At 60.0% G+C, this 24,116-nt stretch carries 21 protein-coding genes; 15 read left to right on the forward strand and 6 right to left on the reverse strand.

From position 1 onward, the window contains the following. Nucleotides 1–109: 109 nt before the first annotated feature. Genes CKW14_RS13100 through CKW14_RS13115 form a run of 4 tightly spaced genes read right to left on the reverse strand, consistent with a single transcriptional unit; the run spans nucleotide 110 to nucleotide 3,656 of the window. Entirely contained in the window at nucleotides 110–961 is an 852-nt protein-coding gene (locus CKW14_RS13100) for a ChaN family lipoprotein (RefSeq protein WP_095125443.1), read from the reverse strand. A 21-nt stretch (nucleotides 962–982) separates the two neighbouring features. Further along, nucleotides 983–1,750, reverse strand: coding sequence for a heme ABC transporter ATP-binding protein (locus CKW14_RS13105; protein ID WP_095125444.1), 768 nt, complete (start codon nucleotides 1,748–1,750; stop codon nucleotides 983–985). Next, on the reverse strand, nucleotides 1,750–2,787 hold the full coding sequence (locus tag CKW14_RS13110; protein ID WP_095048660.1) for an iron ABC transporter permease: 1,038 nt from the start codon (nucleotides 2,785–2,787) through the stop codon (nucleotides 1,750–1,752). The genes CKW14_RS13105 and CKW14_RS13110 overlap by 1 nt, the downstream gene beginning before the upstream one ends. Continuing rightward, complete coding sequence (locus CKW14_RS13115; protein ID WP_095048661.1) at nucleotides 2,784–3,656, reverse strand: hemin ABC transporter substrate-binding protein; 873 nt, start codon at nucleotides 3,654–3,656, stop codon at nucleotides 2,784–2,786. The genes CKW14_RS13110 and CKW14_RS13115 overlap by 4 nt, the downstream gene beginning before the upstream one ends. A gap of 166 nt (nucleotides 3,657–3,822) precedes the next feature. Between CKW14_RS13115 and CKW14_RS13120 the strand changes: the two genes are divergently transcribed. Then, nucleotides 3,823–4,140, forward strand: coding sequence for a Rieske (2Fe-2S) protein (locus tag CKW14_RS13120; protein ID WP_095125445.1), 318 nt, complete (start codon nucleotides 3,823–3,825; stop codon nucleotides 4,138–4,140). Here the strand turns inward: CKW14_RS13120 and sfsA are convergent. After that, nucleotides 4,137–4,850, reverse strand: a complete 714-nt coding sequence (gene sfsA / locus CKW14_RS13125; RefSeq protein ID WP_095048663.1) for a DNA/RNA nuclease SfsA — start codon at nucleotides 4,848–4,850, stop codon at nucleotides 4,137–4,139. The genes CKW14_RS13120 and sfsA overlap by 4 nt on opposite strands. Further along, entirely contained in the window at nucleotides 4,850–6,022 is a 1,173-nt protein-coding gene (locus CKW14_RS13130; RefSeq protein ID WP_095048664.1) for a pyridoxal phosphate-dependent aminotransferase, read from the reverse strand. The genes sfsA and CKW14_RS13130 overlap by 1 nt, the downstream gene beginning before the upstream one ends. A gap of 334 nt (nucleotides 6,023–6,356) precedes the next feature. On the opposite strand from CKW14_RS13130, the gene dksA reads away from it, so the two are divergent. The 14 genes from dksA (at nucleotide 6,357) to CKW14_RS13205 (ending at nucleotide 23,963) form a co-directional block, all read left to right on the forward strand. Next, nucleotides 6,357–6,800, forward strand: coding sequence for an RNA polymerase-binding protein DksA (dksA, locus tag CKW14_RS13135; protein WP_007909922.1), 444 nt, complete (start codon nucleotides 6,357–6,359; stop codon nucleotides 6,798–6,800). A 199-nt stretch (nucleotides 6,801–6,999) separates the two neighbouring features. Then, nucleotides 7,000–7,896 (forward strand): tRNA glutamyl-Q(34) synthetase GluQRS, encoded by an 897-nt coding sequence (gene gluQRS, locus CKW14_RS13140; RefSeq protein WP_095048665.1) that lies wholly within the window; start codon nucleotides 7,000–7,002, stop codon nucleotides 7,894–7,896. A 77-nt stretch (nucleotides 7,897–7,973) separates the two neighbouring features. Then, complete coding sequence (locus CKW14_RS13145; protein ID WP_003176118.1) at nucleotides 7,974–8,150, forward strand: hypothetical protein; 177 nt, start codon at nucleotides 7,974–7,976, stop codon at nucleotides 8,148–8,150. Further along, the gene (locus tag CKW14_RS13150; protein ID WP_176471287.1) at nucleotides 8,134–11,088 is read left to right on the forward strand and encodes a sensor histidine kinase; all 2,955 of its coding nucleotides are present in this window, start codon (nucleotides 8,134–8,136) and stop codon (nucleotides 11,086–11,088) included. Before CKW14_RS13145 ends, CKW14_RS13150 begins: the two co-directional genes overlap by 17 nt. Before the next feature lie 22 nt (nucleotides 11,089–11,110). Then, nucleotides 11,111–12,547 carry a sigma-54 dependent transcriptional regulator gene (locus CKW14_RS13155; protein ID WP_095125446.1) on the forward strand — a complete coding sequence of 479 codons (1,437 nt, stop codon included), beginning with the start codon at nucleotides 11,111–11,113 and terminating at the stop codon, nucleotides 12,545–12,547. Nucleotides 12,548–13,281: 734 nt separating this feature from the next. Next, complete coding sequence (locus CKW14_RS13165) at nucleotides 13,282–14,682, forward strand: polynucleotide adenylyltransferase PcnB (RefSeq protein WP_095048669.1); 1,401 nt, start codon at nucleotides 13,282–13,284, stop codon at nucleotides 14,680–14,682. A gap of 4 nt (nucleotides 14,683–14,686) precedes the next feature. Further along, nucleotides 14,687–15,172 (forward strand): 2-amino-4-hydroxy-6-hydroxymethyldihydropteridine diphosphokinase, encoded by a 486-nt coding sequence (gene folK / locus CKW14_RS13170; RefSeq protein WP_095125447.1) that lies wholly within the window; start codon nucleotides 14,687–14,689, stop codon nucleotides 15,170–15,172. 401 nt (nucleotides 15,173–15,573) lie between these two features. Next, nucleotides 15,574–16,374 (forward strand): 3-methyl-2-oxobutanoate hydroxymethyltransferase, encoded by an 801-nt coding sequence (panB, locus tag CKW14_RS13175; RefSeq protein ID WP_095048671.1) that lies wholly within the window; start codon nucleotides 15,574–15,576, stop codon nucleotides 16,372–16,374. Next, nucleotides 16,371–17,231 (forward strand): pantoate--beta-alanine ligase, encoded by an 861-nt coding sequence (gene panC / locus CKW14_RS13180; protein ID WP_095125448.1) that lies wholly within the window; start codon nucleotides 16,371–16,373, stop codon nucleotides 17,229–17,231. The genes panB and panC overlap by 4 nt, the downstream gene beginning before the upstream one ends. 210 nt (nucleotides 17,232–17,441) lie before the next feature. Continuing rightward, nucleotides 17,442–17,822, forward strand: a complete 381-nt coding sequence (panD, locus tag CKW14_RS13185; protein ID WP_095048673.1) for an aspartate 1-decarboxylase — start codon at nucleotides 17,442–17,444, stop codon at nucleotides 17,820–17,822. Between the two features lie 229 nt (nucleotides 17,823–18,051). Then, nucleotides 18,052–19,716 (forward strand): glucose-6-phosphate isomerase, encoded by a 1,665-nt coding sequence (gene pgi / locus CKW14_RS13190; protein WP_095048674.1) that lies wholly within the window; start codon nucleotides 18,052–18,054, stop codon nucleotides 19,714–19,716. Nucleotides 19,717–19,946: 230 nt separating this feature from the next. Further along, entirely contained in the window at nucleotides 19,947–21,884 is a 1,938-nt protein-coding gene (gene acs, locus CKW14_RS13195) for an acetate--CoA ligase (protein WP_095048675.1), read from the forward strand. A 51-nt stretch (nucleotides 21,885–21,935) separates the two neighbouring features. Then, on the forward strand, nucleotides 21,936–22,808 hold the full coding sequence (locus CKW14_RS13200) for an oxygenase MpaB family protein (protein WP_095125449.1): 873 nt from the start codon (nucleotides 21,936–21,938) through the stop codon (nucleotides 22,806–22,808). A gap of 138 nt (nucleotides 22,809–22,946) precedes the next feature. Then, the gene (locus tag CKW14_RS13205) at nucleotides 22,947–23,963 is read left to right on the forward strand and encodes a class I SAM-dependent rRNA methyltransferase (protein ID WP_095048677.1); all 1,017 of its coding nucleotides are present in this window, start codon (nucleotides 22,947–22,949) and stop codon (nucleotides 23,961–23,963) included. Nucleotides 23,964–24,116 lie beyond the last annotated feature (153 nt).

The raw sequence follows: 24,116 nt of genomic DNA on the forward strand, positions 1-24,116 counted from the left end.
TCGATATTCTGAAAAGCCCTTGGTTCGGACTCTCAGATTATCTCCTCATCAGGCTAATCACGGTTATTTGACCCGGTTTTTACCGGGTCTTTTTTTGCCTGTGGAAAAGTCATTTGCCGAACTGTTTACGCATCTGCTCGCAGTAATCCTGTTTTGGCGTGGCCGGCGTGTACCAAACGTAATCGGCCATCGCAGCCGTTACCTCGGAGCCATGCTCCGCCAACAGCAACACGGTGGGTGCCTGGGCGGCGCCCAGATCAACAACATGCAACGGCACGCCGACGTCCTTGCGCGCATGCCACGCACCGGCCAGCAGGACTGAAGGTGAAGGAGCCGCCAGCAGACGCTCGGCCATACGCCGATCACGTTGTTGCTGAACGGCGAGCATCGCCGGCATCTGTGATTCGGGCAGCAGGCCACAATGGGAATCGCTGATCTGTTCCAGCAAAACAGCTTTCACGGATGCTGTATTGCTGCTCTCCCCGTTAAGCACAGGCGGATCACGATAGAAGGTCCGGATTTCAGCGCTGTTCAAATCCGCCGCCAGCAGTGGATACGGCTGAGTCAGCGCGAAGCGGACAATGGGTCCATAGAGATTCCAGTCCCAGCCGTCCTTCCAGGCCAATGCGGCTGGGAAGTCCGCGGGCGGCGTTGCAGCCTGGCGCACTTGATCAATGCGAGGCTGCTGATCCGGCGTGAGCATTTCCAGTAACAGGCTGCCCTGCGGCCGCTGCTCACCGAGCGAGCGCAACAGCCACAATTGCGCGGCGTGATGATCGGCGTTGTCATGCTGTTCACCGATAATCAGCCGTTCAGACTCGACAAGACGCGTCAGCAACTGCTGTGCCGTCAGCACCTGACCGTTGCGCAGGTCGCGAATCTCGCCACTGATCGGCGGTGGCGCCGCAACATGCTGACACCCCGCAAGTAACATCACCGCCAACAACCACAACCCACGCATGCCATCACCTCAAGGATCCTGTCAGCGGGCGATGATCAGCGGATGCCCGCGCTCCGGGTGCGGCTGCACCAACACTTCGAGACCGAATACGGCCTGAAGCGTGTCCGGACGCAAAACCTGCTGCAGTGTATCCAGCGCCACTGGACGCCCACCCTCCAGCAGCAGAATGCGATCACAATAACGCGCCGCCAGATTCAGATCATGCAGGATCACCAACACCGCCGCGCCACGATCGGCGAACTCGCGTACGGCCTGCAGTGTCGTATGTTGATGCAGCGGATCAAGCATCGAAGTCGGCTCATCCAGCAACAGTGTCTGCCCGGCCTGCCCCGGCCAAAGCTGCGCGAGCACCCGCGCCAGATGCACACGCTGACGCTCGCCCCCGGACAGCGCCAGATAACTGCGACCACTCAAGTGCCCGGCATCAGCTGCCGTCAATGCCTGTGCGATGATTTCGGCATCCCGCACCCGCCCGCTTTGCCAAGGCAAGCGGCCCATGCCGACCACTTCCTCAACGCGAAAAGCAAAATCCAGGGTCGACACCTGAGGCAACACCGCCAGTCGTTGCGCGCGCTGCGGGCCAGTCCAGTGGCTCAACGCTTGCCCGTCGAGCGAAACCCCGCCCGCGCTCGCTGCCAGCTCACCGCACAAGGCACCGAGTAACGTACTTTTGCCAGCACCGTTCGGCCCAAGCACACCGAGCACTTCACCCGGTTCGACCTGCAACGAGACATCGCTGAGCACAGCCTTGCGACCCCGAAGGATGTGCAGATTCTGCGCACGCAACATCAGGCACGCCCTCGCAGCAGCAAATAGAGAAAGAACGGCGCACCGATAAACGCGGTGACGATGCCGATCGGCAACTCTGCCGGCGCCAGCGCCAGCCGCGCGACCAGATCAGCCAACAGCAACAGGCTCGCCCCCGCCAGCACTGAGGCCGGCAGCAACACTTTGTGATCCGGTCCCGCCAGCAAGCGCACCAGATGCGGCACCACCAGCCCGACAAAACCGATCATCCCGGCTGCCGCCACTGCTGCGCCAACCCCCAGCGCCGTGCAAAACACCAATTCACGCTTGAGCCGCTCGACATCAATGCCCAAATGACCAGCCTCGGATTCCCCGAGCAGCAAGGCATTCAGCGCTTTGGCGCGACGTGGCAACCACAACGCCACGCCGGCGCTGATGATCAGCAATGGCCACAGCCGCGCGTAACTAGCGCCGTTGAGACTGCCGAGATTCCAGAACGTCAGCGTGCGCAAGGTCGCGTCATCCGCCAGATAAGTGAACAGCCCCACCGCCGAACCGGCCAGCGCCGTCAGTGCGATGCCCGCCAGCAACATGGTCGCGACGTTGGTCTGGCCATTACGGCGACCCAGTCGATACACCAGCGCCGTCACGCCGAGGCCGCCGAGAAACGCGCAGACCGACAGCAGATACGGCCCGAACCATTCCGGCAGGCCGCCAAAAAAAGCACCGCCGACAATCGCAATCGCTGCACCCAATGCCGCGCCGCTGGAAACACCGACCAGTCCCGGATCGGCCAGCGGATTACGAAACAAGCCCTGCATCGCCACGCCGGACAACGCCAGCACACCGCCCACTGCCAGTCCCAGCAGCGTTCGCGGCAGACGAATCTGCCCAAGGATCAGTTCAGCCTGCTCCAGTCCGTCCGGTGCCAACGGCACACCAAGCATGCGTAGCGCAGCACGCAAAGTGTCGAACAACGGCAGACTGACGGGCCCGAGTGCCAACGATAGCCAGATCGCCAATAAACACAGGAGCGTCAGGCCAATGAACAAGCCACGGGGTTTTACCAGTGTGGTCATTGGCCGCTCTTGGCCGGGTAGAAACCGTCAGTCAGGGTTTTCAGCGCTGCCGGCAAACGCGGCCCGAGCCCACCGACCAGCAGGGTCGGATCCAGCTCCAGCACACGCCCGGTCTTCGCGGCGCGACTTGAATTGAGAATAGGGTTTTCCTTGAACAGCGCCGCTTTCGCCGCCTCACCGGTCAATGCACGGTCGGCGAACACCAGCACTTCAGGATCGAGACTGGCGAGGGATTCCACGGAAAACGGCTTGTAACCCGTGTGCGTGGCCAGGTTATGTCCGCCCGCCTGTTGCAGCAACCAGTCGGCGGCGGTGTCCTTGCCAGCAATCAATGGCTTGCCACCGGCATGTCCAAGCAACAGCAGCACACCCGGCGCTTTTTGTTTAGTCTGCACTTCAGTAACCCGAGCCTTCTGCGCATCGAGTTGCTGTTGATAACTTTGCAGCAGTTGCGCGGCCTGAGCCTGTGCGCCGAGCAATTGGGCCAAATGAGTAACGTTTTTCTCCAGCGTTGGCAGATCTGGCTGAGCCGAAAACAACGCCACCTGAACCCTGGCCGCTTTTACCTGCGACAGTACCGGTGGCGGGCCCATTTCTTCGGTGCCGATCAGGATATCTGGGCGCAAACTGAGAATGCCCTCAGCGGACAGACTGCGCTGATAACCAATACTCGGTAGCGCCTTCAACGACTCCGGATGCTGGCTGGTGGTGTCGACACCGACCAGTTTCGACTCGCCCCCCAACGCACTCACCCACTCCGACAGCGCACCGCCAGCACTGACCCAACGTTGCGGCAAATCGGCCGCTGCAGCCTGGTGGCTGACCAAAAGTCCGACACACAGCACGGCAACGCGGGTACTCAGGCGCATACACAGCTTCCTTGAATAAGGTTTTTTCCCGGGCATCCGGATGGCAGGCCAAGTATCCTCGACATCTGCCAGATGCCTGCGGGTGAAGGCCGCCATTTGATAATTGTTTGCATTTAAACGTCAAGCTCGGACATATCCAGACACGAGCGGACACTAGAGGATAGCCATGAAGTTTCTCTGCGCGGGCGCCGATCTGGCCGAAGCGAAAAGTCGTGGTTTCGAGATCGACGGAAAAAAGCTGTTTGCCGTGCGTCGCAATGGTAAGGCCTATGTCTACCTCAATCGCTGCCCGCACCGGGGCGTGGGTCTGGAATGGCAACCCGACCGGTTTCTCGACCCGAGCAACAGCCTGATCCAGTGCGCCACCCACGGCGCACTGTTTCTGATCGAGGACGGTGAATGCGTCGCCGGCCCCTGCGCCGGGCAAGCACTCACCGCCATTCCTTGCCGGGAAGACGCGCAAGGGCTGTGGATCGATGTTTAACCGTTAAGCAGCACCTCGAGACGCCGGTCGATGACCATCTCTTCATGGTCCAGCCGCACGCCATACGCCAGCACCTCAACGCCACAAGCCACCGCTTCGAGAAGCGCATCGGCGTAGGCCGAATCGATTTCCCTCGCCGGTCGCACCGCGTCAATCCCGGTCAGATTGACGCAATACAACTGCACTGCCCGAATTCCGTCCCGCGCCAGATGCGCCAATTCACGCAAATGCTTGGCGCCGCGCTGGGTCACCGCATCGGGAAACGCCGCCACGGCAGTGCCGTCGAAACCGAGGGTGACGCTTTTCACTTCAACATAAGCCGGGCCGCTCGGGTATTCGAGGCGGAAGTCGATTCGGCTCTTTTCCTGCCCGTACGCGACTTCACGTTTCAATGCGGTAAAGCCGTTCAACTCGCTGATGACGCCGGCCTGCAGCGCCTCCTCGACCAAACCGTTGGCCCGTGCGGTATTCACGCAAAACAACCGACCCTGCGGGGTTTCACCAATTTCCCAAGTGCCCGGTAATTTACGTTTCGGGTCATTTGAGCGGCTGAACCAGACCTGCCCGCCTTCGACCTGACAGTTGAGCATCGAACCAGTGTTCGGGCAGTGAATGGTCAGCAACTCGCCGTCAACGGTTTCGATATCGGCGAGAAAACGCTTGTAACGGCGGATCAGTCGCGCCTCTTCCAGAGCAGGATAAAAGCGCATCAGCCTTGCCAGCTCTTCAAGCCACGGGCAATACGCTCCACTGCTTCCTGTAGGCGAGGGAGGTTTTGCGTGTAGGCAAAACGCACATGGTGGCTGGCCTGATAGCGACCGAAATCCAGACCCGGGGTGAACGCTACATGTTCGGTTTCAAGGAAATGACGGCAGAACGCGAAGGCATCGCCGCCGAACTGGCTGATATCGGCGTAAAGATAGAACGCGCCTTCCGGCTCCACGGCGATGTTGAAACCCAACTCGCGCAACGCTGGCAGGAGGAAATCACGGCGGCGACCAAATTCGGTGCGGCGCTCTTCCAGAATGGCGATGGTGTCCGGCTCGAAACAGGCCAACGCCGCATACTGCGCCATGCTCGGCGCGCTGATGTAGAGGTTCTGCGCCAGTTTTTCCAGCTCGCTGACGGCAGCGTCCGGCGCCACCAGCCAGCCGAGACGCCAGCCGGTCATGCCGAAATATTTGGAGAAACTGTTCAATACAAAAGCGCTGTCGTCGACTTCCAGTACGCTGGCGGCATCGGTGCCGTAAGTCAAACCGTGGTAGATCTCGTCCACCACCAGATGTCCGTGCCTGGCCTTGATGGCGGTGGATAACCCGGCCAGTTCATCGCGGGTCAGGATGGTGCCGGTCGGATTGGCTGGCGAAGCAACCAATGCACCGACGCTGTCGTGATCCCAATGACGCTCGACCAGATCCGGAGTCAACTGATAGCGCACGTCCGGCCCTACAGGAACAAGCTGCGCCGCACCTTCCACCAGGCGCAGAAAATGCCGGTTACACGGATAACCCGGATCCGCCAGCAGCCAGTGTTTACCTGGATCGACCAGCAAAGCGCTGGCCAGCAACAGCGCACCGGAACCACCCGGCGTGATCAGAATCCGCCGTGGATCGATGTTCAAGCCGTAGTGCGATTGATAAAAACCGGAAATCGCCTCGCGCAATTCAGGAATGCCGCGCGCAGCGGTGTAACGGGTCTTGCCCGCCGTTAAAGCGGCCTGCCCGGCACGGATGATCGGCTCGGCAGTAGTGAAGTCCGGCTCGCCGATTTCCAGGTGGATCACGTCGTGGCCTTCAGCCTGTAATTCATTGGCCCGCGCCAGCAGCGCCATCACATGGAACGGTTCGATCGCACGACTGCGCGCACTGTAGGGCTGAGCCATTGGTTTTCCTTCGGCAGGGAAAAAGAGACGATTCTACCCATCTGCCGGAACGAGCGAGAACCCGCAGCGGTCACAGCCTCAAGAACGCTGGACTGTAACGATATGAGCGTACGCTCCAGGATTGACTAAAATCAGTGATTGAACAGGTCTTCAGCACCACCAGACACGGCTTGCCAAACATTTGCAAGCGCCACCCGCCGGGGCCTCGACATCCGGGAGTAGCGCAGGCCGAATTGATCTGGTAAGTTCGCCCGCTTGCAGCCGCAGGGCCGGCAGGTGTCGGTGATGGAGCAATCCTGCGCAATGGATTACAAGAGTAGAGGCGGTCCATTTCATGCCCACCCAAGCAAAGCAACAGCAGCAAACGGCGATCAGTGGCTTCGAACCTTACGTTCAGGCCAAAGACGAAGAGTACATGGGCAAACCCATGCGCGCGCACTTCACCAAGATCCTGACCAAGTGGAAACTGGACTTGATGCAGGAAGTCGACCGAACTGTTGATCACATGAAGGACGAAGCGGCCAACTTTCCCGACCCGGCCGACCGTGCCAGTCAGGAAGAAGAGTTCGCCCTTGAACTGCGCGCCCGTGATCGCGAGCGCAAGCTGATCAAGAAGATCGACAAGACACTGCAACTGATCGAAGACGGCGAATACGGCTGGTGCGATTCGTGCGGCATCGAGATCGGCGTCAAGCGCCTTGAAGCCCGTCCTACCGCCGACATGTGCGTCGACTGCAAGAACCTGGCTGAGATCAAGGAAAAGCAGGTCGGCAAGTAACCTCGACCTGAACGAAAAACGGAGCGTGCGAACGCTCCGTTTTTGTTTCTGCCTTTTGCCTTTTGCCTTTTGTAGGAGTGAGCCTGCTCGCGATAGCGGTGGGTCGGTCAATATCGGTGTTGAATGTCACACCGCTATCGCGAGCAGGCTCACTCCCACAGGTTGACCTGCGTATAGCCTGAAAAGTAGCTTCGTCTCCATGACTGCCAAAACATCCCCCGCCTACATCGGCCGCTTCGCCCCAACCCCCAGTGGCCACTTGCACTTCGGTTCGCTGGTTGCCGCCCTCGCCTCTTACCTCGACGCTCGCTCGGTCGGCGGTCGCTGGCTGGTGCGCATGGAAGATCTCGACCCACCCCGCGAAGAACCCGGCGCACAAGCGGCGATTCTCAAGGCGCTGGAAAGTTACGGCTTCGAGTGGGATGGCGACATGGTGCGCCAGAGCGATCGCCACGACGCCTACGCGGACGTGCTCAACAGCCTGTTCAATCACGGCTTGGCCTACGCCTGCACGTGCTCGCGCAAACAGCTCGAAGCGTATAACGGGATTTATCCGGGCCTGTGCCGCAATGCCGGCCACGATCAGCAAGACGCCGCTATCCGCCTGCGCGTACCCGAACTGGAATACCACTTTATCGACCGCGTGCAAGGCGAATACCGCCAGCATCTGGGTCGCGACGTCGGCGATTTCGTGATCCGTCGCCGTGACGGTCTCTACGCCTATCAACTGGCGGTGGTGCTCGACGATGCCTGGCAAGGTATCACCGACATCGTGCGTGGTGCCGACCTGCTCGACTCGACGCCGCGCCAACTCTATCTGCAAGAGTTGCTGGGGTTGCGCCAGCCGCGCTATCTGCACCTGCCGCTGATTACCCAACCGGACGGCAACAAACTCGGCAAGTCCTATCGCTCGCCGCCGCTGCAAGCCGATCAAGCGACACCGTTGTTGCTGCGCGCCCTGCGTGCTCTGGGGCAAAACCCTGGCGCCGAACTGGCCCACGCCTCACCGCAAGAATTACTCAAGTGGGGCAGCACACACTGGGATGCCACGAAGATCCCGCGCACACTGACCCTGCCCGAAGCGCAACTGCTATGACGACACTTGCAGTCGTGCGCCCATCCGTTACCATCGCCGCACGTTTTCGGGCACGCGCATAAAAAAGAGAGGCCGGGATGTACATCTATCGCTTGGTCCTGCTTTTAGTCGTGGGGATCTACCTGTTTTCCCCCGCCATCATGGATTGGTGGATCGACGCTACGGGCGCCTGGTATCGCCCCTATCTGCTCTGGCTGATCCTGATTGTCGTGACCTTCATCCTGCAGAGCCAAAAAGATGCCGATGAGCTTTAGCCTGACCCAGATGATCCTGATCAGCGCCGCGTACCTGGCGGTGCTGTTCGGCGTCGCCTGGATCAGCGAACGGGGCATGATCCCGCGGGCGATCATTCGCCACCCGCTGACCTACACCTTGTCGCTGGGGGTTTACGCCAGTGCGTGGGCGTTCTACGGCACGGTCGGCCTCGCCTATCAGTACGGCTACGGCTTTCTGTCCAGTTACCTCGGCGTGTCCGGCGCATTTCTGCTGGCGCCGGTGTTGCTCTATCCGATTCTGAAGATCACCCGCACTTATCAATTATCGTCGCTGGCCGATCTGTTCGCGTTTCGCTTTCGCAGCACCTGGGCCGGCGCGCTGACCACGATTTTCATGCTGATCGGTGTGCTGCCGCTGCTGGCGTTGCAGATTCAGGCGGTGGCCGACTCCATCGGCATTCTGACCGGCGAGCCGATCCAGAGTCGCGTGGCGCTGGCGTTCTGTGCGCTGATCATCCTGTTCACGATTTTCTTCGGCTCCCGGCATATCGCCACTCGTGAGAAGCACGAAGGACTGGTGTTTGCGATTGCCTTCGAGTCGGTGATCAAACTGATCGCTCTCGGCGGCGTCGGTCTGTATGCGCTGTACGGCGTGTTCGATGGCCCGCAACAGCTGGAACTGTGGCTGCTGCAAAACCAGACCGCCCTCGCCGCTCTGCACACGCCGTTGCAGGAAGGCCCGTGGCGCACGTTGTTGCTGGTGTTCTTTGCCTCGGCGATCGTGATGCCGCACATGTATCACATGACCTTTACCGAAAACCTCAATCCGCGCTCGCTGGTCAGTGCGAGCTGGGGCCTGCCGCTGTTCCTGCTGCTGATGAGCCTGGCGGTGCCGCTGATTCTCTGGGCCGGCCTCAAACTCGGCGCCACAACCAACCCGGAATACTTCACCCTCGGCATCGGCATCGCCGCCAACAGCAAACCGCTGGCGTTGCTCGCCTATGTCGGCGGTTTATCGGCGGCCAGCGGGCTGATCATCGTCACCACGCTGGCGCTGTCGGGCATGGCGCTGAACCACTTGGTTTTGCCGCTCTACCAGCCGCCGGCCGAAGGCAACATCTACCGTTGGCTGAAGTGGACCCGCCGCGCGCTGATCGTCGCGATCATCATGGCCGGTTTCGGTTTCTACCTGATGCTTGGCGCCGAGCAGGATCTGGCCAACCTCGGCATCGTCGCGTTTGTCGCAACCCTGCAATTCCTGCCTGGGGTGTTGTCGGTGTTGTACTGGCCGACCGCCAACCGTCGCGGCTTTATCGCCGGTCTGCTGGCGGGGATTCTGGTCTGGGTAGTGACCATGCTGCTGCCGCTGGTCGGCAATCTGCAGGGTTTCTACATCCCGCTGCTGAACATGATTTACGTGCTCGACGACACCAGTTGGCACATGGCGGCCATCGCTTCGCTCGCTGCCAACGTGTTGATGTTCACCCTGATCTCGCTGTTCACCAACGCCAGTCCCGAAGAGGCCAGCGCTGCCGAAGCCTGCGCTGTGGATAACGTTCGTCGCCCGCAGCGGCGTGAGCTGCATGCCGCTTCGCCACAGGAATTCGCCACACAACTGGCGAAACCGTTGGGCGCCAAGGCTGCGCAGAAAGAAGTCGAGCAGGCCCTGCGCGATCTTTATCTGCCGTTCGACGAACGCCGTCCGTACGCCTTGCGCCGTTTGCGTGACCGCATCGAAGCCAACCTCTCCGGCCTGATGGGCCCGAGCGTGGCCCAGGACATGGTGGAAACCTTCCTGCCGTACAAGGCCGGCGGCGAAAACTACGTGACCGAAGACATCCACTTCATCGAAAGCCGCCTCGAGGATTACCACTCGCGCCTCACAGGCCTGGCCGCCGAACTCGATGCCCTGCGTCGTTACCACCGCCAAACCTTGCAAGAACTGCCGATGGGCGTCTGCTCGCTGGCCAAGGATCAAGAGATCCTGATGTGGAACAAGGCCATGGAAGAACTCACCGGAATCGCCGCACAGCGCGTGGTCGGTTCGCGCCTGAGTACCATCGGCGAGCCATGGAAAGGCCTGCTGCAAGGTTTCATCGATCTGCCGGACGAGCATTTGCACAAACAGCATTTGGCCCTCGATGGCCAAACCCGCTGGTTGAACCTGCACAAAGCGGCAATCGACGAACCGTTGGCACCGGGTAACAGCGGCCTGGTGCTACTGGTCGAAGATTTGACCGAAACGCAGATGCTCGAAGACAAATTGGTGCACTCCGAGCGTCTGGCCAGCATTGGTCGTCTCGCGGCGGGTGTGGCTCACGAAATCGGCAACCCGATCACCGGCATCGCTTGTCTTGCGCAAAACCTGCGCGAAGAACGTGAAGACGACGGCGAGCTGACGGAAATCAGCGGACAGATTCTCGAACAGACCAAACGCGTCTCGCGCATTGTCCAGTCGCTGATGAGCTTCGCCCACGCCGGCAGCCACCAGCACAGTGACGAGCCCGTTTGCCTGGCCGAAGTGGCGCAGGATGCGATTGGTCTGCTGGCGCTGAACCGACGCAATTTCGAAGTGCAGTTCTACAACCTCTGCGATCCTGATCATTGGGTCGAGGGCGATCCGCAGCGACTTGCCCAGGTACTGATCAATCTGCTCTCCAACGCCCGCGACGCCTCACCGCCGCACAGTGCGGTACGGGTCAAGAGCGAAGCCGGCGAACACACGGTCGATCTGATCGTCGAAGACGAAGGCAGCGGTATTCCGAAGAACATCATGGACAGATTGTTCGAACCCTTCTTCACCACCAAGGATCCTGGCGAAGGCACCGGTCTGGGCCTTGCACTGGTCTATTCCATCGTTGAAGAGCATTATGGACAAATCACCATCGACAGCCCGGCTGATGTACAAAGCCAACGCGGCACCCGTATCCGGGTGACCTTACCGCGTCATGTCGAAGCGACGTCCGCTGTGAACTGAGACCGTCGAGAGTATCGAATCAATGCCGCACATTTTGATCGTCGAAGACGAAACAATTATCCGCTCCGCCTTGCGCCGCCTGCTGGAACGCAACCAGTACCAGGTCAGCGAAGCCGGTTCAGTGCAGGAAGCACAAGAACGCTTCACCATTCCTACGTTCGATCTGATCGTCAGCGATCTGCGTTTGCCGGGCGCTCCGGGCACCGAGCTGATCAAGCTCGGCCAGGGCACGCCGGTGCTGATCATGACCAGTTACGCCAGCCTGCGCTCGGCGGTCGACTCGATGAAGATGGGCGCGGTGGATTACATCGCCAAGCCTTTCGACCACGATGAAATGCTTCAGGCTGTCGCACGGATCCTGCGTGATCGCCAATCGGCACCGGCGGCCGGCGAAGCGGTTGCCAGCAAACCGACCAATGGCAGCGGCAAATCCGCCGTTGACAACAGTAACGGTGAAATCGGCATCATCGGTTCCTGCCCACCGATGCAGGATCTGTACAGCAAGATCCGTAAAGTCGCGCCGACCGATTCCAATGTGTTGATCCAGGGCGAGTCCGGCACCGGTAAAGAACTGGTGGCCCGCGCGCTGCACAACCTGTCGAAACGCGCCAAGGCGCCGATGATCTCGGTGAACTGCGCAGCCATTCCGGAAAGCCTGATCGAGTCCGAACTGTTCGGCCACGAGAAAGGCGCATTCACCGGCGCCAGCGCCGGGCGTGCCGGTCTGGTCGAAGCGGCGGACGGCGGCACCTTGTTCCTCGACGAAATCGGCGAACTGCCGCTGGAAGCTCAGGCTCGCCTGCTGCGTGTGTTGCAGGAAGGCGAAATTCGCCGTGTTGGCTCGGTGCAGTCGCAGAAGGTCGATGTACGCCTGATCGCGGCCACTCACCGGGATCTCAAGAGCCTGGCGAAAATCGGCCAGTTCCGTGAAGACCTTTATTACCGTCTGCACGTGATCGCACTGAAACTACCGGCCCTGCGCGAGCGCGGCGCTGACGTCAACGAAATCGCTACTGCCTTCCTCGCTCGTCAGAGCGCACGCATCAACCGTACCGACCTGAAGTTTGCCGCGGATGCCGAACAGGCGATCCGTCATTATTCCTGGCCGGGTAACGTACGTGAGCTGGAGAACGCGGTCGAGCGCGCAGTGATTCTGAGCGAGAGCCCGGAAATCTCCGCCGATCTGCTGGGCATCGACATCGAACTGAGCGATCTGGAAGACGACGAGTTCATCGGTCTGCCGCCACAAACGGCGGGTAACGCCAGCAACAGCAGCCATGAGCCGACCGAAGACCTGTCGCTGGAAGACTACTTCCAGCACTTCGTTCTCGAGCACCAGGACCACATGACCGAGACCGAACTGGCGCGCAAACTGGGCGTCAGCCGTAAATGTCTGTGGGAGCGCCGTCAGCGTCTAGGCATCCCACGGCGCAAGACCGGGGTCGCCAGCGAGAGCTGAACGTTACCTGTCGAGTGTGCGGGTAACGCTTGAAGATGTGAAAAAACTGTTACCTCAGTCGATTCACGTAACAGAAGCCGGGGTTATCGGTAACGAAACCCCGGCTTTTTTTCGCCCCGACAAAACGGTTATATCGACCTAACCCCTTGTTTTATTGGGCTTCGCAAAAGTTGGCACGCCCCCTGCTATATGTTTGGTACAAGAACAATAACAAGCAATGCACAAGACAATAAAAATAAGACGAATCGACTCACGCACAATAAAAACAAGACGGCGAGAGGCGCAGCTAACTGATTCTTTTGGAGAGGCGTTGTATTTGGGGCTTGCCCCACGACCAGGCCGAGAACAACAAAAACTGTCCTAAGACAGAGCCTGTACTGGTTGGATCGAGAGATCACTGCAATTCAGCGACCAAAGCAATCCGTTTGCTCTTGGCTCCCGATTGGGAGGGTCACGAAGGACACACTTCGTGGCGAGGGCACTCAACAAAAACAAGAAGCCCGAATCAATAATAAAAAGAGCACGCAACTACTTCTTGGGGAGCTTCGGCTCCCCTTGTAGTTTCTCCTCCCTGGTAAAATCCTCCATTTTATTCGCGCGCGATGCCTGTAGCCTGCGGCTTGCAGCTCAAATCGGCCGTGTCCTACACCATCCCCCGACTAAATGCTAGAATCTGCGCCCATCATGCGGTCATTCTTTGGTATGGCCGAACATTCCTTCAAACAGTGCATCCCATGCTGAAGAAGTTGTTCCAGTCATTCCGAACTCCCGTGCGTCGTACGCAACACATCCGCAGCACCCCTGAAGTGCTCAACAGCGGTCAACATTCGCTGCAGAAAACGCAATTCAGCCGCTATGCGGTGAATATTGTCGAACGCCTGCAAGGTGCCGGTTACCAGGCTTATCTGGTCGGCGGTTGCGTGCGTGACATGCTGCTGGGCATCACGCCCAAGGATTTCGACGTCGCCACCAGCGCCACCCCCGAGCAAGTCCGTGCCGAATTCCGCAATGCGCGGATCATTGGCCGTCGCTTCAAACTGGTGCACATCCATTTCGGTCGCGAAATCATCGAAGTCGCGACCTTCCGCGCCAATCACCCGGTCAACGAAGATGACGAAGACAGCAACCAGTCTTCGCGTAACGAGAGCGGGCGCATTCTGCGCGACAACGTTTACGGCACCCTGGAAGAAGACGCGCAACGCCGCGACTTCACCATCAACGCCCTGTATTACGATCCGGTCAGTGAGCGCATCCTCGATTACGCCAATGGCGTACACGACATCCGCAATCACCTGATCCGTCTGATCGGTGATCCGAAGCAGCGCTACCAGGAAGACCCGGTGCGCATGCTGCGCGCCGTGCGTTTTGCCGCCAAGCTCAACTTCGGCATCGAAAAGCACACCGTGCAACCGATCCGTGAATTGGCGCCGATGCTGCGCGAGATCCCGTCGGCACGCCTGTTCGAAGAAGTGCTCAAGCTGTTCCTTTCGGGACACGGCGCAATCACCTTCGAAATGCTGGTCGATCTACAACTGTTCGCCCCGCTGTTCCCGGCCAGTGCCGATGCGCTGGAACACAACCCGGAATACACCCACACACTGATCAGCGAAGCGCTGACCAACACTGACCTGCGCATCAAGCAGAACAAACCGGTGACCCCGGCGTTCCTGTTTGCCGCGCTGCTGTGGCCTGCCCTGCCGGCTCGCGTGTTGCGCTTGCAGGAACGTGGCATGCCGCCGATCCCGGCGATGCAGGAAGGCGCCCACGAGCTGATCGCCGAACAGTGCCAGCGCATCGCGATTCCGAAACGTTTCACCATGCCGATCCGCGAGATCTGGGACATGCAGGAGCGTCTGCCACGCCGCAGCGGCAAACGTGCCGACCTGTTGCTGGACAATCCGCGTTTCCGCGCCGGTTACGACTTCCTCCTGCTGCGTGAAAGCGCGGGCGAAGAAACGGACGGCCTGGGCGAATGGTGGACTGATTATCAGGACGCCAACGACAGCGAACGTCGCGACATGATCCGCGACCTCAGCGGCAAGGGCGATGACGCTAGCGGCGCGCCACGTAAACGTCGCCGCAGCGGCGGCTCCAAGCGCAAACGCGCCGGCGCCCCGAGCGCTACAGGCGAATAAAGGCATGGAACGCATCTACATCGGCATGGGCAGCAACCTCGCTGACCCGGCCGAACAGTTACGCAGCGCCGTCGAAGCGCTTGGGCAATTGCCGCAGACCACACTCGCGGGCGTTTCCGCCTTCTATCAAAGCGACTCGTTGCTGCCAGGCCAACCGCGGTACACCAACGCGGTCGCTGCTCTCGACAGCGATCTTGCGCCGATTGAACTGCTCGACGCGCTGCAAGCCATCGAGAATGATCAGGGCCGCGAGCGCCTGGAGCGCTGGGGCCCGCGCACGTTGGACCTGGATATTCTGCTGTTCGGTGATCGACTGATCGACGAACCGCGCCTGAAAGTCCCGCATTATCAGATTCAGGAACGTGCGTTCGTGCTCTATCCCCTTGCCGAACTGGCGCCGCAAGATCTGCGTCTGGCCGATGGCCGTACCTTGTCCGAGCTGCTGGCAGCCTGCCCGTTCGTCGGCCTGGAACGCCTCCCCCACGCCTGACATAAATCCGCCCTTTGTAGGAGTGAGCCTGCTCGCGATAGCGGTGGATCAGCCAATAAATCTTTAGCTGACAGAACGCTATCGCGAGCAGGCTCACTCCCACAGGGATTGCGCCACATCCAGATTTATTGTCCGACAAAAACCCCGCAAATCAGCCCCGCCGCAGCGCTGAATCGCATCAGTAACGCCGGTAACACTCCCCTCGTAACAATGCGGTAACACACGCAATTGACTTCCTGTTGGCTCATCACGACTATAGGCGTCCCGCTGCCGCCAACCCGGCACATACGGGCGCAATCCAGGCCTTATAAGCACGACAAAAGAGCGTGCGCCTGAGTAGATGAAGAATCACGCGCGTTACTCGCAGTAGTTTCCAGAGCGCCTGAACGAGGATTTTTTACATGCCAGCCATCACCCTGACCACGCTCCAGAGCCTCAAGCAGAAAGGTGAAAAGATCACCATGCTGACCTGCTATGACGCGACCTTCGCCCACGCCTGCAACGAAGCTGGTGTCGAAGTGCTGCTGGTGGGCGACTCCCTCGGCATGGTCCTGCAAGGTCACGACAGCACTTTGCCGGTGTCCACCGCAGAAATGGCCTACCACACCGCGTGCGTCAAACGCGGCAACACTGATGCCCTGATTCTGGCCGACCTGCCCTTTATGGCTAACGCCACCCTTGAACAAACCATGACTAACAGCGCCATGCTGATGCAGGCCGGTGCGCACATGGTCAAGGTCGAAGGTCAGTTGTGGCTGGCCGAGTCGATCCGTCTGCTTGCCGAGCGCGGGGTACCGGTTTGCGCGCACATGGGTCTGACCCCACAAGCGGTGAACATCCTCGGCGGCTACAAAGTGCAGGGTCGCAACGAGAACCAGGCGCGGCAGATGCGTGCCGATGCGATCTCGCTGGAACAGGCCGGCGCCGCCATGCTGCTGCTCGAATGCGTACCAAGCGAACTAGCTGCCGAAATCAGCCAGGCGGTGAAGATTCCAGTCATCGGCATCGGCGCCGGTAACGCCACCGACGGCCAGGTCCTGGTACTGCACGACATGCTCGGCCTGTCGATCACCGGCCGCGTGCCGAAATTTGTCAAAAACTTCATGCACGGCCAGGACAGCATCCAGTCCGCGCTAAAGGCTTACGTCAACGAAGTCAAAGCCACCACGTTCCCTGGCATCGAACACGGATTCTCTGCATGAACACCGTTAAAACCGTACGCGAACTACGCGCCGCCGTAGCCCGCGCCCGCAGCGAAGGCAAGCGCATCGGCTTTGTGCCGACCATGGGCAACCTGCACAGCGGTCACGTTGCACTGATCACCAAAGCCACCCAACGTGTGGACTTCGTGGTCGCGAGTATTTTCGTCAACCCGCTGCAGTTCGGCGCCGGCGAAGACCTCGATAAATACCCGCGCACGTTGGCAGCGGATCAGGAGAAGTTGCTCGAAGCCGGTTGTTCTCTCCTCTTCGCGCCGACTGTCGAAGAAATGTACCCCGACGGCATGGCCGGACAGACTCGGGTCAGCGTGCCGCAGTTGTCCGAAGGCCTGTGCGGCGCCAGCCGTCCGGGGCATTTCGAGGGTGTGGCGACCGTCGTCAGCAAACTGTTCAACATGGTCCAGCCGGATCTGGCGATTTTCGGTCAGAAGGATTACCAGCAACTGGCGGTGATCCGCGCGCTGGTGCATGACCTGAACATGCCGATCCAGATCATTGGCGAACCGACCGTGCGTGCAGCCGATGGCCTGGCGCTGTCATCGCGCAATGGCTTCCTCAACGAGGAACAGCGCGCGGTGGCTCCGGTGGTCTATCGCTCGCTGAGCAACATTGCCGAGTCGATCAAGCAAGGCCAACGCGACTTCCCGGCAATGATCAGTGCCCAGGTACAGCAGCTGGAAGCGGCGGGCCTGCGTCCGGATTACCTGGAAATACGCCATGCACTGACCTTGCGTCCGGCGACGGCGGAGGATCGCGATCTGGTGATTCTGGTGGCGGCGTTTCTTGGCACTACTCGGTTGATCGACAACCTGCACCTGAATCTCGATAAACCCGCTTAAAAACACCGCAATACCCCCTGTAGGAGTGAGCCTGCTCGCGATAGCGGTGAGTCAGTCAGCATTAGTGTTGAATGACACACCGCTATCGCGAGCAGGCTCACTCCTACAGTGGTTTTCGGTGTTATGAAAATTGCGTTTCAAGCCTTATTGCCGCCCCTAAAGCCTTCGGGCACACTGCCCGCCGTTCGATTCCAACCCGGGAAAACCCTCATGCACGCGATCATGCTCAAGGCCAAACTGCACCGCGCCGAAGTCACTCATGCAGTGCTCGATTACGAAGGTTCGTGCGCCATCGATGGTGAGTGGCTGGACTTGTCCGGCATTCGTGAATACGAACAGATCCAGATTTATAACGTCGACAACGGCGAGCGTTTCACCACCTACGCGATCCGTGGCGAAGAAGGTTCGCGGATGATCTCGGTCAATGGCGCCGCTGCGCACAAGGCCAAGGTTGGCGACCGCGTAATCATTTGTGCCTACGCCCATTACAGCGAAGCCGATCTGGTCAATTTCAAGCCGCGCATGCTTTACATGGCGCCGGGCAATGAACTGAGCCACACCAGCAACGCCATCCCGGTTCAGCTCGCCTGATCCCGATTTCGCCCCGCCCCCTCCGTTTGTCGGCCAGTTCCCGGTCTCGATGTTAAAAAAGTACAGGGATCTGGTCAGACAAAGTCAAGACAGAACGCAGCGCGAGGTTTACTGTATTCGCCCTGTGTCCAGAAATCGTGTCGACGCAGTTGATCCCATGCCCAAACATGGCGTGCCGGGTCTGTTCAGTGTTCAAAAGGCCGTTCAAGTAAAAAGGAAAACCGCAGCGATGGCGTATTACCTCACTCCTCAAGACGTTACCGCTCTGCCCGCCTGGCAAGCGTTGAAAGACCACCGCCAAGCCATGCAGGATTTCAGCATGCGCGAAGCCTTCAACGCCGATCCGCAGCGCTTCAATCAATTCACCCTCAGCAGCTGCGGACTGTTTCTCGATTATTCGAAGAATTTGATCAACGCCCAGACCCGCAACCTGCTGGTCGGTCTGGCCAATGAAGTCGATCTGAAGGGCGCGATCAAAGCGCTGTTCGACGGCGAAATCGTCAACACCTCCGAAGGCCGCCCGGCGCTGCACACCGCCCTGCGCCGCCCGGTAGGAGACAAACTGTCGGTCAATGGCGTCAACGTGATGCCGGAAGTCCACAAGGTCTTGAACCAGATCACCGATCTGGTTGGCCGCATTCACGACGGTCTGTGGCGTGGTTACACCGAAAAGCCGATCACTGATGTGGTGAACATCGGCATCGGTGGCTCGTTCCTCGGCCCTGAGCTGGTGTCCGAAGCGCTGCTGTCGTACGCGCAGAAAGGCGTGCGTTGCCATTATCTGGCGAACATCGACGGCAGCGAATTCCACGAGCTGACGCAGAAACTGCGCGCCGAGACCACACTGTTCATCGTTTCGTCGAAGTCGTTCAACACCCTCGAAACCCTGAAGAACGCTCAGGCTGCTCGTGCCTGGTACCTGGCGCAGGGCGGTTCGGAAGCCGAGCTGTATCGTCACTTCATCGCCGTATCGAGCAACAACGCAGCGGCCGTTGCGTTCGGTATCCGCGAAGAAAACATCTTCCCGATGTGGGATTGGGTCGGCGGTCGTTATTCGCTGTGGTCGGCCATCGGTTTGCCGATCGCCCTGGCCATCGGCATGTCCAACTTCAAGGAACTGCTGTCCGGCGCCTACACCATGGACCAGCATTTCCAGACCGCACCGTTCGAACAGAACATGCCGGTGCTGCTGGCCCTGCTCGGTGTGTGGTACGGCAACTTCTGGGGCGCGCAAAGCCACGCGATCCTGCCGTACGACCACTATCTGCGTAACATCACCAAGCACTTGCAACAGCTGGACATGGAATCCAACGGCAAGAGCGTGCGTCAGGACGGCACGCCGGTGTCGACCGATACCGGTCCGGTGATCTGGGGCGGCGTCGGCTGCAACGGTCAGCACGCCTACCACCAGTTGCTGCATCAAGGTTCGCAGTTGATTCCGGCCGATTTCATCGTGCCGATCGTCAGCTTCAACCCGGTCTCCGACCACCACCAGTGGCTGTACGCCAACTGCCTGTCGCAGAGCCAGGCGCTGATGCTCGGCAAGACCTTGCCGGAAGCCGAGCAGGAACTGCGCGACAAGGGCATGAGCGAAGATGAAGTGCACAAGCTCGCGCCGCACAAGGTGATCCCGGGCAACCGTCCGAGCAACACCCTCGTGGTCGAGCGCATCAGCCCGCGTCGTCTCGGCGCACTGGTGGCGATGTATGAACACAAAGTGTTCGTGCAAAGCGTGGTCTGGGGCATCAACGCCTTCGACCAATGGGGCGTGGAACTGGGCAAGGAACTGGGCAAAGGCGTTTACAACCGTCTGGTCGGCAGCGATGAAAGCACTGCTGATGACCCTTCCACTCAGGGCTTGATCAACTACTTCCGCGGTCGTCACCGCGGGTGATAGGCTGAAGGGGCGGTTTGCCTGCCCCTACAGCTTGCAACATCGACAGTTCCACGGCACCGGGCTAATCGCAGAATCGGTGGCGTACACGATCCCTGTAGGAGCTGCCGAAGGCTGCGATCTTTTGATCTTGACCTTAAAAAACAAGATCAAAAGATCGCAGCCTTCGGCAGCTCCTACGAGGGTCGTACAGCTCCCCTCTTGTCGCACAACAAGAATAAGGAACCGTCATGTTCGATATCAGCACGTTCCCCAAAGCCGATGCCGTCCGCCGGGCTGCGCAATTGAGTCAGGATGACTATCGGCGCCTGTACCGCGAATCCATTGAACACCCCAGCACCTTCTGGGCCGAACAGGCCACGCGGTTCCTCGACTGGAGCACGCCGTGGCAGACCGTTCAGCGCTACGACCTGAAAACCGGTGAAGCCGCCTGGTTTGTCGGTGCGAAGCTGAACGTCAGCTACAACTGCATCGACCGCCATCTGGACAAGCGCGGCGATCAGACCGCCCTGCTCTGGGAGGGCGACGACCCGGCAGAATCAGCGCAAATCACTTATAAAAAACTCCATCACCACGTCTGCCGCCTGGCCAACGTGCTGAAAAGCCGTGGTGTGAAGAAAGGCGACCGGGTGTGCATCTACATGCCAATGATCCCCGAGGCCGCATATGCCATGCTTGCCTGTTCGCGAATCGGCGCAATCCATTCGGTGGTGTTTGGCGGTTTCTCCCCCGATTCCCTGCGTGACCGCATCCTTGATGCTGACTGCCGCACGGTGATCACCGCCGATGAAGGCGTGCGCGGTGGCAAGTTCGTGCCGCTGAAGCAGAACGTCGATAAAGCCCTGCAAAGTTGCCCCGACGTCAGTACTGTCGTGGTGGTCGAACGCACCCAGGGCAAAGTCGATTGGGTCGAGGGTCGCGACCTCTGGTATCACCAGGCCGTGCGCGAGGTCAGCGACGATTGCCCACCGGAGCCAATGGACGCCGAAGACCCGCTGTTCATCCTCTACACCTCCGGCAGCACCGGCAAACCCAAAGGCGTGCTGCACACCACCGGCGGCTACCTGCTGCAAGCGGCGATGACCTTCAAGTACGTGCTCGATTACCGCGACGGCGAAGTGTTCTGGTGCACCGCTGACGTCGGCTGGGTTACCGGCCACAGCTACATCGTCTACGGCCCGCTGGCCAATGGTGCGACCACGCTGATGTTCGAAGGCGTGCCGAGCTATCCGAGCAGTTCACGTTTCTGGCAGGTGATCGACAAACACAAAGTCAACATCTTCTACACCGCGCCGACCGCCCTGCGCGCGTTGATGCGTGAAGGTGCCGAACCGTTGAAGGAAACCTCGCGCGCCAGCCTCAGATTACTCGGCAGCGTCGGTGAGCCGATCAACCCGGAAGCGTGGGAATGGTATTTCAATGTCGTCGGAGAACAGCGCTGCCCCATCGTCGACACTTGGTGGCAGACCGAAACCGGCGGCATCATGCTCAGCCCGCTGGTCAGCGCCCAGCGAATCAAGCCTGGCTGCGCCACGCAACCGATGTTCGGCGTGCAACCGGTGCTGCTCGATGAGCACGGCAAGGAAATCAAAGGCGCCGGCAGTGGCGTGCTGGCGATCAAGTCGAGTTGGCCAGCGCAGATCCGCAGCGTCTATGGCGACCCGCAGCGCATGGTCGACACCTATTTCAAACCCTACCCCGGCTACTACTTCACCGGCGACGGCGCACGCCGCGATGAGGACGGCGATTACTGGATAACCGGGCGCATCGATGACGTGATCAACGTCTCCGGCCACCGCATCGGTACCGCCGAAGTGGAAAGCGCACTGGTATTGCACGACAGCATCGCCGAGGCCGCCGTGGTTGGTTACCCCCACGACGTCAAAGGTCAGGGCATCTACGCCTTCGTCACACCCATGAACGGCACCGAACCCAATGACGAGTTGAAGAAAGAATTGCTGGCCCACGTCAGCAAGGAAATCGGCAGCTTCGCCAAACCGGATCTGATCCAGTGGGCGCCGGCCTTGCCGAAAACCCGTTCAGGCAAGATCATGCGGCGCATCTTGCGCAAGATCGCCTGCAACGAACTCGACAGCCTCGGTGATACCTCGACCCTGGCCGATCCGAGTGTGGTGCAAGGCCTGATCGACAAGCGCCTCAATCAGTAACACCCCGGGCGCGGTCCATCGGCCGCGCCCTCCCTTCTTCACTGAGTGTTCATGGAATTCATCCGCAGCCGTATCGAACAGCAACTCATGAGCCTGACCGGGCTGTCGCTCGGTCAGCTCGACCTGGAAAACCCCAAGGGCGATCCCGGCCTGTTCGGCCCGGATTCGATCAGCTGGCAGGTGCACGGCGATTTCAGCAGCATGTTGATCGGCGGCATCAGCGCGCTGTTGCTGCAAGCTTTGCATCCGCTGGCACTGGCCGGGGTCTGGGATCATTCGAACTTTCGTGAAGACATGCTCGGGCGCTTGCGGCGTACCAGTCAGTTCGTCTCCGGCACTACGTTTGGCTCAAGAAAAGACGCCGACTGGCTGATCGAGAAAGTGCGCACCATTCACCTGCAAGTGGTCGGCACCGCGCCGGACGGACGACCTTACGCGGCCAGCGATCCGGATTTGCTGACCTGGGTGCATGTGGCGGAAGTCAGCAACTTTCTTGCCGCGCATTTGCGCTATCGCAACCCGCAGTTGTCAAGCATGGATCAGGATCGCTATTACGCGGAAATCGCCGTGGTGGCTGAACGTTTGGGCGCGCGGGATGTGCCGAAATCGCGGCAAGCCGTGGCCGAGTATCTGCAACGCATGCGCCCGCAGTTGCTGTGCGACGAGCGCAGCCGCGAAGTCTTGCGCCTGCTGCTCGACGCGCCGGCGCCGAGTGTTCTGGCCCGGCCGTTTGGCGATCTGATGATGAAGGCCGGTATCGACCTGTTGCCGGACTGGGCCAGCGACATGCTTGATGTGCGACAGAGTTCGCTGCAACGGCAATTGATTCGCGCCAGCGTCCGGCGCAGCGCACCGATGCTGCGCTGGGCGATGCGCAATGGTTCGGTGCAACGGGCTAAACGACGAATGGGTTTGCTGACCTAAAAGCTTCGCGAGCAGGCTCGCTCCCACATTTGGAATGCATTCCCATGTGGGAGCGAGCCTGCTCGCGAAGGGCGCAACTCGATTGCCCGCCAAGCTGCTAAACTCCCGCGCCCCAATTCTCACCAGCAAGGCGCCCGCATGTCTTCCTTGAATCAGGCGCTGCGCGCCGCCCTCGATCAACGCCAGGACTTGCTCGCTGAGCTGCACAGCCAGGGCACCGATTGCTATCGGCTGTTCCACGGCAGCCAGGAAGGCGCCGGCGGCCTGACCATCGACCGCTACGGCCCGCAACTGCTGGTGCAAAGCTTTCACCAGACGCTGGAGCGTGACGACCTGCTGCAACTGCACGCCATGGTTAATCAGAGCCTGGGGATGGAAACCTTGCTGGTTTACAACGACCGTTCCCGTGGCAACTCGCGCATCGACCGGGAAGACAGCGTCTACAAAGCTGAAGACGCGGCACTGGCCGATCTGGTCGGCCACGAATGGGGCCTCAACTACCGGGTGCGCGGACGCCATGCTGGACAGGATCCGCTGCTGTTCCTCGACCTGCGCAACACCCGTGGCTGGGTCAAGGATCACGCCCAAGGCAAATCCGTGCTCAACCTATTCGCCTACACCTGCGGCGTTGGCCTCAGTGCGGCCGCAGGTGGCGCGCGCGAAGTGTGCAACCTGGATTTCGCCGAGGGTAATCTGGCGGTCGGTCGCGAAAACGGTCTGCTCAATCCGCAGTTGCCCGAGATGCAGTTCATTCAGTCCGATTACTTTCCGGCGATCCGGCAACTCGCCGGTCTGCCAATCAGTCAGCGCCGGGGACAGAAACTGCCGAGCTACCAGCGCCTCGATCAGCGCCAATATGATCTGGTCCTGCTCGACCCGCCCGCCTGGGCCAAGAGCGCATTCGGCACCGTCGACCTGCTGCGCGACTATCAGAGCCTGCTCAAACCGGCCCTGCTGACCACCGCCGACAATGGCGTGTTGATCTGCTGCAACAATCTGGCGAAAGTCAGCATGGACGACTGGCGCGAGCAAGTGCTGCGCTGCGCCGAGAAGGCCGGGCGACCGGTGCGTGAGTGGAGCGTGATGACCCCAGGCGCCGACTTCCCGTCGATGGATCAGCAACCGCCGCTGAAAACCCTGATCCTCCAGCTATAAACAACCCTGTGGGAGCTGGCTTGCCAGCGATTGCGGTGGGTCAGTCAACAAAGTTGTCGACTGGTATTCCCTCATCGCTGGCAAGCCAGCTCCCACAGGGGTTCTGTGTTTTGAGACAAATCTGAACAATCCTGCCCCACGCGAGGTACTTCG

The sequence above is a fragment of the Pseudomonas sp. Irchel s3a12 genome, assembly GCF_900187485.1.
GTDB classification, from domain to species: Bacteria; Pseudomonadota; Gammaproteobacteria; order Pseudomonadales; family Pseudomonadaceae; genus Aquipseudomonas; species Aquipseudomonas neuropathica.

Excerpts from the sequence above, each read along its gene's own strand:
- CKW14_RS13100 (WP_095125443.1), bottom strand. The coding sequence starts at position 961 with ATGCGTGGGTTGTGGTTGTTGGCGGTGATGTTACTTGCGGGGTGTCAG.
- CKW14_RS13105 (WP_095125444.1), bottom strand. The coding sequence starts at position 1,750 with ATGTTGCGTGCGCAGAATCTGCACATCCTTCGGGGTCGCAAGGCTGTG.
- CKW14_RS13110 (WP_095048660.1), bottom strand. The coding sequence starts at position 2,787 with ATGACCACACTGGTAAAACCCCGTGGCTTGTTCATTGGCCTGACGCTC.
- CKW14_RS13115 (WP_095048661.1), bottom strand. The coding sequence starts at position 3,656 with ATGCGCCTGAGTACCCGCGTTGCCGTGCTGTGTGTCGGACTTTTGGTC.
- CKW14_RS13120 (WP_095125445.1), top strand. The coding sequence starts at position 3,823 with ATGAAGTTTCTCTGCGCGGGCGCCGATCTGGCCGAAGCGAAAAGTCGT.
- sfsA (WP_095048663.1), bottom strand. The coding sequence starts at position 4,850 with ATGCGCTTTTATCCTGCTCTGGAAGAGGCGCGACTGATCCGCCGTTAC.
- CKW14_RS13130 (WP_095048664.1), bottom strand. The coding sequence starts at position 6,022 with ATGGCTCAGCCCTACAGTGCGCGCAGTCGTGCGATCGAACCGTTCCAT.
- dksA (WP_007909922.1), top strand. The coding sequence starts at position 6,357 with ATGCCCACCCAAGCAAAGCAACAGCAGCAAACGGCGATCAGTGGCTTC.
- gluQRS (WP_095048665.1), top strand. The coding sequence starts at position 7,000 with ATGACTGCCAAAACATCCCCCGCCTACATCGGCCGCTTCGCCCCAACC.
- CKW14_RS13145 (WP_003176118.1), top strand. The coding sequence starts at position 7,974 with ATGTACATCTATCGCTTGGTCCTGCTTTTAGTCGTGGGGATCTACCTG.
- CKW14_RS13150 (WP_176471287.1), top strand. The coding sequence starts at position 8,134 with ATGCCGATGAGCTTTAGCCTGACCCAGATGATCCTGATCAGCGCCGCG.
- CKW14_RS13155 (WP_095125446.1), top strand. The coding sequence starts at position 11,111 with ATGCCGCACATTTTGATCGTCGAAGACGAAACAATTATCCGCTCCGCC.
- CKW14_RS13165 (WP_095048669.1), top strand. The coding sequence starts at position 13,282 with ATGCTGAAGAAGTTGTTCCAGTCATTCCGAACTCCCGTGCGTCGTACG.
- folK (WP_095125447.1), top strand. The coding sequence starts at position 14,687 with ATGGAACGCATCTACATCGGCATGGGCAGCAACCTCGCTGACCCGGCC.
- panB (WP_095048671.1), top strand. The coding sequence starts at position 15,574 with ATGCCAGCCATCACCCTGACCACGCTCCAGAGCCTCAAGCAGAAAGGT.
- panC (WP_095125448.1), top strand. The coding sequence starts at position 16,371 with ATGAACACCGTTAAAACCGTACGCGAACTACGCGCCGCCGTAGCCCGC.
- panD (WP_095048673.1), top strand. The coding sequence starts at position 17,442 with ATGCACGCGATCATGCTCAAGGCCAAACTGCACCGCGCCGAAGTCACT.
- pgi (WP_095048674.1), top strand. The coding sequence starts at position 18,052 with ATGGCGTATTACCTCACTCCTCAAGACGTTACCGCTCTGCCCGCCTGG.
- acs (WP_095048675.1), top strand. The coding sequence starts at position 19,947 with ATGTTCGATATCAGCACGTTCCCCAAAGCCGATGCCGTCCGCCGGGCT.
- CKW14_RS13200 (WP_095125449.1), top strand. The coding sequence starts at position 21,936 with ATGGAATTCATCCGCAGCCGTATCGAACAGCAACTCATGAGCCTGACC.
- CKW14_RS13205 (WP_095048677.1), top strand. The coding sequence starts at position 22,947 with ATGTCTTCCTTGAATCAGGCGCTGCGCGCCGCCCTCGATCAACGCCAG.